The organism is Dictyobacter alpinus (genome assembly GCF_003967575.1).
Taxonomy (GTDB): Bacteria; Chloroflexota; Ktedonobacteria; order Ktedonobacterales; family Ktedonobacteraceae; genus Dictyobacter; species Dictyobacter alpinus.
Genome location: NZ_BIFT01000002.1, coordinates 274,038 through 285,060 on the forward strand (window position 1 = coordinate 274,038; position 11,023 = coordinate 285,060).

Sequence of the window (11,023 nt, forward strand, 5' to 3'; positions counted from 1 at the left end):
AACCGGTGACCGGAAAGCACAAAAAATGAAGTGAAGACGTGAGTAAATGAATTACTATGGAAGCAACTATTACATCATAAACAGCACAATACTTCACCGCATGATAAAAACTCCACATCTGGTTCTTCCATCACGAGCGTGTAAATCTAGCTGAGAACTATCGGTGGAAAAGAAAAAAGCCTCTCAATTTTCATCTTGAGCGGCGCAGCACCAGCGCATGTATCTTGCCATGCTTTAGAAAGGGCAGAATGGCTTATACGGTAAGTGAGGAGTGACTGTGCTTCGCAGCTTCACAAAATTGGGAATTCCTTATCAAAAAACAGGCGCGGCCCAGGAGCAAGATACCAGATGCAGCAGAACGTGCGCGATACTGGTCTACGCTCTTGAGCCAACCTGAGCGCATCTATTTGGCTATCTAAGTGAGCAGGAGAATTGAATGAATCGACCTGCGTTGACTGCACCTGTAATTCCTGGGCAGGATACCCAAGATTGAGTCAATCTTGGGATAAATTCAGACCAAAGATTCGCATTTTCTCAGAAGCGAGGCATTGAAGTACATTCTATTTACAATTTCGGAGGAAACATACTCCTTTTTCAATAATTTTCGATAAATCGCTCTGTATGTGGTGCTGTCCCTGGAACAAGGAATGCTTCTATATAATTGAACAATGCATCTGACGCCACTGGCTGACCGCGATAGCCAACATATCCATCGGGACGAATCAGATACACACCATTGCCCATGATACCAAAGCGACGATGCATTGTCACTTCCAGGTCTCTTATAACTTCCGCCTGTTGCTCCAAAATAGACGGTACAACAAGCTTGGATGAACTGACAACCAGCACAGCAATCGTATCCCCATATCGCTCCGAGATAGTTGCAATTATCTCCTTCAACGCTTCATACACCTCATCAGAAGCGTTCTTTCCTGTGAAGAGCAACAGTGTGAAGTACGTGCGCTGGAGATAATCGAAAAGATGGGTTCCCGCACCCCTATCTATCAACATATCTGGAACACGTGAACCGGGCGCGAATCCAGGTGAGAAATAGTGGTTGGCATTTAGAAAAAAGCTGCGTCTTCCTGACCTGCTCATCCAGTTTTCACCCACAATTGGGCTGTGAGGATAGCTAATAGTAAGTGCCGTCATTCCTCGTGTAATCCGCAGTGAAATGGCATGACGAAGCGGTTCAAATCTTAAGACCTGTTTCATCACGCTACCTGCGTATTTCACCAGAGGATTGCGTGGACTAATCAGTCGAGTACTCAGTAACGCCGAACGTAAAAGGTGAGCCGCTATCGGTTCGCGTTCTAATGTATACGAGGCTAAAAGGGACTCTCTCGCCTTCCCCTGAACAACCAGGGCAAGCTTCCACGCCAGATTATAGGCATCCTGAATACCAGTGTTGAGCCCCTGACCGCTTGCCGGACTGTGCACATGAGCTGCGTCACCTGCCAAAAAGCATCGTCTCACACTCATTGTCAAAACTTTGCGTTGTTGAATAGTAAAACGAGACATCCAACTTGGCACATGGACAGTGATCGGACGGTTCAGGGTACGCCCAATTTTGTCGGTAAGTACACGCGCAACGGTCGTCTCGTTCAATGGCTCTGGAATGTTGGTTTCTAACAATCTCCACTTCCCTGCTTCTGGAAAAGGGAAGGCCATAACGACCCCATCGGGTGAACGAAACATCTGAATGGCATCATTGGGAAGATTCCACTCAACCTGTGCGTCAACCACAAGCCATGTTTCATCTGCCGCACCTTCAAATGGAAGCTGAAGGTGCTTGCGCACAGCACTATGACCACCATCACAGCCAACAAGCCAAGAAACAGAGAGATGCTGTTCCTGCTCCTGATCATCTCGCAACGTGACCGAAACATGATCAGGGTGTTGTGTGAAACTGACCAGCTCGACTCCATCTTCAATGCATCCTCCCAGAGAGAGGACATGCTCACGCAAAATACGCTCTGTTGTGGCTTGCCCGATGAATAAACTGGAGGTGGCAGGAGTGCCAAAGCTTTCGAGGGGAAGATCAAAGGACCCCAGTCGCTCGCCCCGTTCATACATATCAAAGCGATGTACCGGCTGGGCATGAGAACGAATTTCATCAAAGATCCCCATTGCCATAAAGACTTCCTGTGTACGAGCATGAGTTCCTAGTGCTCGTGAGCTGGTTGCAGGTTCCACCCTTTTCTCGATCACACGACAACTGACGCCATAGCGTAAGAGTTCCCCGGCAAGGGTGAGGCCAACAGGACCAGCACCAATGATGAGAATATCAGATGAACACAGAGTCATACAAACGATCTCCTTTATGAAGCAAACAAATGACTATATTCGTATTTTAGTCAAAAAACAATCGCACAATGTGGAGAGCAAACAGTAAGATCAAAAACGGCATGGATCAGGTGTGTAGTCCACGTAAGACAAAATGAAGCAGATGGTCGAGGGCGGTATTCACTGCTGCCGTTCCTTGGACGCATGAGTAAGGCGGCCAAAACCCATAGGTCATATTGCGAATATCCCAGGCTGTTTCGAGAGCATTATCAAAGGCAAAGTCCCTCTGAGTTCTCCCTTCTTCAAGAATTTTTGCTAGTAGCGTCATCTCCTCTTCGATTAGAGGCTGCAAAAGGTCAGGTAAAGAACTATGAACGGAGATCACCATATCTCGTCCATGTGGATATTCTTCAAAGCGGCGATGCGTATCCAGAATAGGCAATTTCACACAACGACAGAGTTTCTCGACAGGAGAAAGGGTAGCATCTTGACAAAGGCACATCTGCTCTTGAAGTAGCGCACGTTTATGGCGGGCAATAGTTGCCAGGACGATCGCCTCTTTGCTCTCAAAAAACTGGTAAATAGATCCCTTGCCAACATGGACATCGGCAGCAATTTCGTCAATCGTCGTTTTCTTAAAGCCAAAGGTCCAGAAACGTTGTTCGGCTCTGTCCAGGATATGTTCGCGTGTCTGCTCTGGAAGCATTCGTGTCATCTTTTTCTCCTCACCAATATATTCTAGACTAAAAAACGAATATAGTCAAGAGTTACATATGCTCCGTGAGAAGAAACGAAAGAGAAGCATACGATAACACCCTTGTAAAAGGATGATTGTGACATTTCCTCTTGAACATTCAGTCCTTATTCTGTGTAGGATGATGCTGGTGAATATTGTAACGCATTCTTGTGCTGATCATTCGAATTTACAAAAACGCTACGGGACAATCCGCGTCAGGAGTCAGTTCCTAGCCTATCAATGGTGCTGCTGCTCATGATCGGGGGCAACTGCGCATATTTCAGGTCATTCATCAAACGTATCATCTGGTAAAAAACAGGCAATTTTCAGGTACAATAGGAAGAGGAAAAAGTTGATGATGAACACGAGCATGTTCTATACACATGACAAAATATCATACACAGTGAGGAACGTATGACACAAGAGCAAGCTGCCTGGCGTCGCTATCTCGACGATCTCATCCGCCGGCTATCTGCGGCAGAAAAACAGCGTCTGTATACAGAGATTGGCGTTTCCCGTACCACCGTCCAGCGCTGGAGAAATGGTGAGAATACGGCCGATCCATCACACATCCATCGGCTTCTCAAGGCTCTTCCTGAGCAGGAAAGAAATCAACTGCGTCTCCTCATGCAGGAAGATCCGACGCTCCAACTGCTAGAAGCACCACTTCCCGCTGAACGACCATCTGAGCATATTCCCTTCCAGATCTACGAAGAGATCCTCCAGTTGGCCCGTAATGCACCCAATCCATTCTGGTTGTTGGGTGGAACGCTGTTGTTTCATGCGCTCACCCAATTAAGAACAACCGAGGATGCAGGACTTGAAATGATTATTGCTGGCTGTATGCCACCAAAGGAGCATGGAAAAATCAGATCACTCAGGGCATTGGGAGTGCGAGGGACAGCGCCCTGGCGAACGGATTTTCATATGCAAGAAAGGCTCTTTGGGGTGGAATCACTCGCAGGATACGTCGTGATGCGACGACATAGCCTGCTCGTTCCAGATACACGGGATCCGGGCATAGCGCTCCCACTCTCTCGTCAAGAACAGGAGCTGAGTTGCGCAGCTGCGCCTCTGATGTGGAGTGGCAAGATCGCTGGTGCACTCCTTGCAACCAGTAACCAGCCTCATTTTTTTACCGAGGAAAAACTCAGACTTCTGGAAAGATATGCAGACCTGGTATGCCTCGCCCTCTCTCAGCAGGACTTTGTCGACAGGTCCTATCTTGACCTCGCCACGCTCCCAGGATGGCAGATCCAGCATACCTATTTCAACACATTTCGCCAGCGTGTGAACGAGGAATATAAACGGTCCGTCCAACATGGATCACTTCAGGAATTAGCTCAGGTTGAAGTCAACGTACGTCAGACCATCGAAGGCGAACTCCTGCAACTAACCCCGCTGGCCCACCGTCTGGAAACCATCGAGGGATGAGGAAGAATAGCGTTCCTCCTCATCAAAGCGTGCCTACCAAAAAAGAGGATCCTACTTTATGCCCCAGGCAGTCAAAAGAAACCAGATCCCCGTATAATCGGGACGAGACCATCCATCGCGCATCTGAGCAAGCACATCATCAAATACCTGTGGGGAACTGATGATATTGGCACGAAGCAAAAAGGGTTTAAGCAACTGTAAGGCAATCGAAAAATCTTGTTGGACTGCTTGCGCCTGTTCCTGACCATAACTGATATCGATCGCAGACGGGTGGATATGCACCTGTTGGAATCCCGCTTGCCGGAGAAAAGAGGGAAGCTGGTTCACAATGCCCATCGTCGTCGTTGGATTGAATCCTCGATTCGACAAATACATACTGCGCACAATATAGTTGGTCATTTCCGTTTGCGCCGCATTGTTTGTGATGGCAGCCTCGCTCTCAGTGAGGCGTAAAATACCTCCAGGCCGCAATAACGATTTGCATTTTTCGATGAGGGGCATCCAGGATTCACGGAGCATGAAACCACCAATAAAACGCATGTTAATCAGATCAAATGTTTCCTCTTCAAACGAGAGATCTTTGATATCCATCTTCACAAAATGCGCATTTGCTGACTCCGCTCTGGCCAACTGATTGGCAAATGCGATCATGCGTTCGCTAATATCAATGCCAGTGATATGCATGTGTGGTGCCAGGCGGCTTAATTCCAACGCCCATCCTCCTGGACCGCACGCAATATCAAGCACATCAATAATGTGTTCAAGCATTTCCGCGCTTTGTTCTGGAAGTGGTTTTCCACCGGTAATCAGTTTGTCCTGCTCTAAAAGACGAGCCATTTCAGCCGCTGACTCAGGGTCAATAAAGTAGTCGTTCCGTTCCATCGGTACATCCCCTTTCTTTACTGCCTTGTAGGATTTGGCGCTAAAAGATCAGCAATCGCGAGAAATTCTCTATCTGAAAATGCCAGTGACAAAAGCACACTGTATTTTTCGAAATGTCGATAAAACAGTGAAGCATAAGAGCTTTCTTCGCTACACACCGTAAAACATCCAGCAACATTTCCAAAACGAAGGAATGGAAATGCCGCTGAAGAACGAATATTCCCTGCTCCAATCTGGTTCGTTACATGCCCATCCTGTCCTAGTATATCATGTCCAACCTCTACTGCAATAAACGGCAAAGTGTCAGAATCTAGATAACTATCAACAAGTATGCGTTGTGTGTTTCTGCTCGTGTAAGAAAATATATATTGTTCTTTAAGAATAAGCTTATTTTGTTGATAGTAACACTGAGATATGATATAGTGCGCCCGGTATGTTTGGGCTTCCAGGCGTACGGCCATATCATTGAGGCACAAAGCAATAACGCCCCATGTTCTTAATGTATCAGCCCTCGTTGCTAAATCTTTTAATATCGAGTCATACAGAACGCCAGGGATTTCTCTGGTGGATTGATCTTGAGCCTCAGGAGTAGCCTCTACATGATAGGCCTGAGCCAGGCATTTTTTGAAATCCTTCTCTAAGGAAGGAACTGCGAGTAGCGCTCGAATATTATTTATGCGAGGGTTTGATTCACCACTGATCCACCGGTCAATGGTGATTGAGCTTATATTAAGCTCTGCCTCTAACATCTTGTGCCTTTTATCATCAGCAACTATAGTTTTTAACATCTCTCGCCAGTTATCACGCATATAGCCACCTTATCGAAAGAGATAATGACTGTCAGCGGCCACATTACCGCCAACCATCGACAACTCTTGACAACCTTTATAGATAACAACGTATCACAATAATAACTTTGTATCTTCAATTTGTATACAAGTATAATACTTTGTTCAAGAAAATCATGCTTTATCCAGATAATAATACGCTCTGATCTATCAATAGAGAGAAATAGTAGAACAGCAATAGAGACAGCTGAAATATCTTTGTGTACAAAGTTGACAAATGAACACAAAAAATGTTATCTTTATCTTTGAGTTGAAGTATTCCACTCTAAATTGGCTCTTAATCACTTTGTATATCATTTCATGTAGATGCATAGTTGTTTGTAGTGCAGATATATAAAGAAACGAATCAAGAGCTTCTTATGGTATCTGAAATCCACATACATGGTGATGCAATCGAAATTGCGAGGTTAACCAATAAACAACCATTGGTCACGACGTGCTTAGGAGAAGTACTCCCTGGAGTATCTCGCGTGTATCCTGCTATCAACAAACGTAAAACGCACATTCTCGACGTTTCTTGTGGCCCGGGAGGATGGATGGTAGAATGTGCACAGACCTATAAGAACGCTTGCATTGTTGGTGTCGATACACGCGAGGCCATGGTTCGCTGCGCAGCCATCAGGAGTAAAGTTCTTCCTCATCTTTCTGTCTTTCACCTCGCATCTTATACAGACTTTGCTCTCTTTCAGGATGCATCCTTTGATATTATTTCTCTACACTGTGCTCAGTTGCCCTTATCGTATCAGCAATGGATCCATCTCCTCCAAGAAGGTAAGCGCCTATTAAAAAAGGGTGGGTGGATTCGATTGACAGCATTTGAGTATGCTCGCTCAAATGCTCCTACTTTAAACACATGGAATGAGTTGGAGGGGCAAATGGAGGGTGCAGCACAGAATTTTTCACACGCCCTTCAGAGCCAGCTCTATGAACTAGAACCCCTTGTGGCTGCGAATTTTTGGGAAACGGTCCTGATCCCTCACCTCATTAACTTCTCTTACGGAACACCGATCCACAAGGGATGGACACAGGATCTGCTTTTACAAGCACAACAACGCTTACCATTTATGGCACAGCGCCATATTATCACACACGAGTACATTTCTCCTTTTTTGCATCAAATGCATTTGGATTTTGCTCGTCCAACCTTCCATGCCATACACTATGGAATGACAGTATGGGGTCGCAAAGAGAAGAAATGATACCAATGGCACAACACAAAAAGCATGCTCAGCCCTTCCTGGTTAGGGATTTGCCCACAGTTGGAACATGAAGTTGAAATAGGAAAGTAGCCTAAAGGGGGCTGAACTGCACATCAAGTTTTTATGGAAATGGTTCTTTACGACCAGAGAGAATAGAGGAATTGGCTACTTCATTGCGCTACAGGCCCAGTAACGCATATACCATCCCTAAATATCTTCATCATCCAAAAATCTTGGCTGGAGGCTTGGTACAGGTGCAGTAGGTATATCTGTCATTTGGCTCATAACTTAGCCACTGCGGCAGATAAATTGGCAATCCAGGCCAAGTGGCCTGGATATGTATCAATTTTCATCGCCTCAATATACACCCGGCGCTAACACTCGACGATCTCACCCGCAGGTTAGGCCAGAGCACGGCAACCCAACCTAAATGATCATTTCTTGCCAGAGCCTTATGTGCCGATCTGGCTTATATATGAGCCAAACAACACTATCTCTCATTTCATATTCTTTGTTCATTTCGTAAGGAATGACCTGCTGCTGGCAAATCTAACCTTCATGCGCTTCATCTTAAGACACCAGTGCCTCTTCGTCTCTTCCCAATTTATCGAGTATTATGCCCTTTCATCATGCCAGTGTTGGCAAGAACTGGAGTACCAGAGAGTCCATCTCACCTATCAGCAGCAGTATAGACGCTGCATCAACCCAGATGCCTAAAATGCATAACGGGTGGAAAAGGCCTTCCCTATTGGTATACCTACTATTGAGCTCAGCACAAGATCGGGAGTATGTAGGGGTATGGCAACCACCTTATCTACTAAAATCATCCAAACAGAAATGAGTGTCTCACAAGAGATTCAAGAATTGGGTTGGACCTCTTGCTTTAGAGCAAGAGGCTTTTTTTAAGAAAGGCTATACTCCATACGCTACAAATGGGAGGTTCTCCATTCTGTTTGTTAGACAGTAAAGGTGCAAACTAAAAACGTTCATCAATCCAGCCACGGCTTTTGGAAAGACCAGTTCTTAATCCTTCTCATAGGAGATGTGTGGTGTCATAATGCCTCCATGTCTAAAGCGTCCTGCTCGTGAAGTACGCATTCCATTTGCTCTACCCAATGTCGTACTTCATTTACCTTATGATGTCCTGCCTGCTCAAATATTGTGAGGCTCTCCTTACTATGTTTAAAAGCTTCTTCAAACTGCTTGCGCGATGCTGCCACTTGTGCTAATCCATAATGAGCATATGCATACACTTCTTGACTCTCTTTAGGGAGACAAAGCAAGGCTTCCTTAAAAGCGTCATTGGCTTGATCAATCTGCTTTTCTGAAAGCCGACATTCTCCCAGATCCACCAGAATTTCAGCAGCCACTATAGTATTTCCAATCTGCCTAGCCAGTTCTAATCCATCTTGAAGATAGATTTCGGCTTGACGATGGTTTCCCCGCCTACTACTGGACCCAGCGAGATTTCTGAGCAGGTTGCAGATGAGCGAACGATGACCTAATCGTCGTGCCAGTTCTAGCCCTTCTTGAAAAGAGAAACGAGCCTGCTCATCATTGCCTTGACGATACGCAATAACTCCCAAACCATTTAAATTGCGGATGATATATTCCCGGTGCGCTAGCTGCCGAGCTAGCTCTAAGCCTTCTTGATACCAGAACTCGGCTTGCTTATAGTTTCCTTGATGTTCTGCCACAACTCCTAAATGGAAAAGGATTTGATTGCTTTGCTCTTGTTGACCCTGTTGTCGAGCCAATTCTAATCCCTCTCGGTAGTAACGTTGAGCCTGCTCATATTTGGCTTGATAATGCATTAGAGTACCAAAGTTTTTCAATACGATAATCATCTGATCACGATCTTTTGTTTGACGGGCCAGGGCTACTGCTTCCTGACAGTAGCGTTCCGCCTGTCCAAAGTTTCCTTGACGCAGCTCTATCATGCCGAGATCGCTTAAGATCAGACTTCTCTGCTCTTGCTCTCCCTCCTGCTGAGCGAGAACTAATGCTTCTTGACAGTGCTTCTCTGCTTGCTCGTAGCTCCCTTGATGTTCTTCAATGGTTTTCAAGTGTTTGAGAACAATGATATGTCTCCGGCTATCTGAAAGCTCTTGTACGGCATGCAAAGCACGTTGTAAGTACCGTTCCGCCTGTTCATACAATCCACGAATTTGCCAGAAAGAAAAGCAGGCGAGTACAAGTTGGACCAATTCTGTGTTCCGCGCTTGTGCTGAAACCAGTTCCAATACCGCAAGCAAATTGGTATATTCTTGCTCAATCCGCTCATAGTCTTCTGAATGCTGTCCTAGCCAGGAAAGCGCATAATCTATCAGGCGCTGCTTTGCTTTTTCCTGCTCACCATCTGCTGCTTGTTCCATACTTTGAGCATAATCGGAAATTGTTTGATGAAGGGTGTAACGTCCTTTTCCATAGGTTTCGACCAAACCAGCATCTACCAGCTCATAGAGTCCATTAGGTGAAAAAGGCATCAAAGCTGTTGCCAATTCCAGTGAAAAAGTGTTTGGTTTTGCTGGTACAAGTACGAGAGCACAAAGTAATCTTTGAGCCTCAGGAGAGAGATGCTCAAAGCTGACAGCAATAATTCTCTCAAGGGAGAGGGGATATTTTGGTGGAATACTTGGATGATATTCTATGGGAGATTGAGACTGTTCCAAGAAAAGTCGAGCCGAAGAATCATGAAAGCCTTGGAAGGCGTTCCTCAATCTCTGAAATTGTCCTAGAAGATCATATGGAGAGAGATACTTTCCAATAAGCGTGAGGGCCAAAGGAAGCATTCCCATTTCTTGCACAAGTAAATTCGTTTCCTCAGGTTCCTGCTCAGTGTAATGTGGAAGAAAGTAAGCAAGGAGCTTTTTACCTTCGTTTATCTCTAACTCAGGTACATGAAGTGTATGTGATTGGCTGAGATTATTCGCCAGGTCAGGAAAGCGGGTCGTCACCAAATGCACACATTGATTGCCACCCACCAGGATTGCCTTAACATCTGAAAGGTCCCAAACATCATCAAGTATAACTAGAAATTTTCTCGAACCGATATGAGCACGCAGACATTTGGCGAGAGAAGCGAGATCGATACACTCTTTCATCTCCTGATCAGGGATTTGAAGGAGATGTCCCCAACGAGAAAGATGCCCAAAAAGGTGAGGATGGGGACCCAAACCAGCCCAGAGAATGCCATCGGAGAAATATTGCTGGATTGGCGGCATCTGGGTAAGTGCTTGAAGTAAAGCCGTTTTACCCACACCTGGTATTCCATAGATTGTCAACGTTGGAAGATGCTCCCCTATACCCAACTGTTCGATTAAAGAGTTGATCAGTGCATCCCGTCCGATTAAACCAGAGGATGGCAGTCCTTGAACAGGAATAAACGGATCATAAATGTACTGTTGCTCAGAATCAGTCTCTCCAAGGAATCCAAGGGTCTGCGCATTTGTCTCAAATAATGCACAGAGCTTTTCACGGAAGTAGGGAGAAGGCAGAAAAACGCCTCGCTCCCACTGACCGACAGATTTTGAGCTAGTGCCAAGAAGTTCAGCAAGTTTGGATTGAGACCATCCACGTTTTTCTCGCTCAAAGCGCAAGGAAGAAATCTGAGTCATTGAAATAGTCTCTTTCTATCC

Annotated in this window: 7 protein-coding genes; 2 read left to right on the top strand and 5 right to left on the bottom strand. The window is 45.6% G+C overall.

Annotated elements, in window-relative coordinates; translation table 11 throughout:
- Positions 1 to 594: 594 nt before the first annotated feature.
- A complete protein-coding gene (locus EL633_RS23330; protein ID WP_126629703.1) occupies positions 595 to 2,307 on the bottom strand; it encodes an FAD-dependent monooxygenase in 1,713 nt (570 codons plus the stop codon).
- A 106-nt stretch (positions 2,308 to 2,413) separates the two neighbouring features.
- Positions 2,414 to 3,001, bottom strand: coding sequence for a TetR/AcrR family transcriptional regulator (locus EL633_RS23335; RefSeq protein ID WP_126629704.1), 588 nt, complete (start codon positions 2,999 to 3,001; stop codon positions 2,414 to 2,416).
- Positions 3,002 to 3,436: 435 nt separating this feature from the next.
- Between EL633_RS23335 and EL633_RS23340 the strand changes: the two genes are divergently transcribed.
- Positions 3,437 to 4,456 carry a GAF domain-containing protein gene (locus tag EL633_RS23340; RefSeq protein ID WP_126629705.1) on the top strand — a complete coding sequence of 340 codons (1,020 nt, stop codon included), beginning with the start codon at positions 3,437 to 3,439 and terminating at the stop codon, positions 4,454 to 4,456.
- Positions 4,457 to 4,507: 51 nt separating this feature from the next.
- Here the strand turns inward: EL633_RS23340 and EL633_RS23345 are convergent, their stop codons facing one another.
- Both EL633_RS23345 and EL633_RS23350 read right to left on the bottom strand, forming a co-directional pair.
- Positions 4,508 to 5,338 (bottom strand): methyltransferase domain-containing protein, encoded by an 831-nt coding sequence (locus EL633_RS23345; protein ID WP_126629706.1) that lies wholly within the window; start codon positions 5,336 to 5,338, stop codon positions 4,508 to 4,510.
- 17 nt (positions 5,339 to 5,355) lie between these two features.
- Entirely contained in the window at positions 5,356 to 6,147 is a 792-nt protein-coding gene (locus EL633_RS23350) for a hypothetical protein (RefSeq protein WP_126629707.1), read from the bottom strand.
- Positions 6,148 to 6,545: 398 nt separating this feature from the next.
- On the opposite strand from EL633_RS23350, the gene EL633_RS23355 reads away from it, so the two are divergent.
- Complete coding sequence (locus tag EL633_RS23355) at positions 6,546 to 7,385, top strand: class I SAM-dependent methyltransferase (RefSeq protein WP_126629708.1); 840 nt, start codon at positions 6,546 to 6,548, stop codon at positions 7,383 to 7,385.
- A 1,052-nt stretch (positions 7,386 to 8,437) separates the two neighbouring features.
- Here the strand turns inward: EL633_RS23355 and EL633_RS23360 are convergent.
- Positions 8,438 to 10,984, bottom strand: coding sequence for a tetratricopeptide repeat protein (locus tag EL633_RS23360; RefSeq protein ID WP_161982367.1), 2,547 nt, complete (start codon positions 10,982 to 10,984; stop codon positions 8,438 to 8,440).
- Positions 10,985 to 11,023: the final 39 nt, after the last annotated feature.

Bases quoted from the DNA above. Each gene is read 5' to 3' on its own strand.
- EL633_RS23330 (WP_126629703.1), bottom strand. From the start codon at position 2,307: ATGACTCTGTGTTCATCTGATATTCTCATCATTGGTGCTGGTCCTGTT.
- EL633_RS23335 (WP_126629704.1), bottom strand. From the start codon at position 3,001: ATGACACGAATGCTTCCAGAGCAGACACGCGAACATATCCTGGACAGA.
- EL633_RS23340 (WP_126629705.1), top strand. From the start codon at position 3,437: ATGACACAAGAGCAAGCTGCCTGGCGTCGCTATCTCGACGATCTCATC.
- EL633_RS23345 (WP_126629706.1), bottom strand. From the start codon at position 5,338: ATGGAACGGAACGACTACTTTATTGACCCTGAGTCAGCGGCTGAAATG.
- EL633_RS23350 (WP_126629707.1), bottom strand. From the start codon at position 6,147: ATGCGTGATAACTGGCGAGAGATGTTAAAAACTATAGTTGCTGATGAT.
- EL633_RS23355 (WP_126629708.1), top strand. From the start codon at position 6,546: ATGGTATCTGAAATCCACATACATGGTGATGCAATCGAAATTGCGAGG.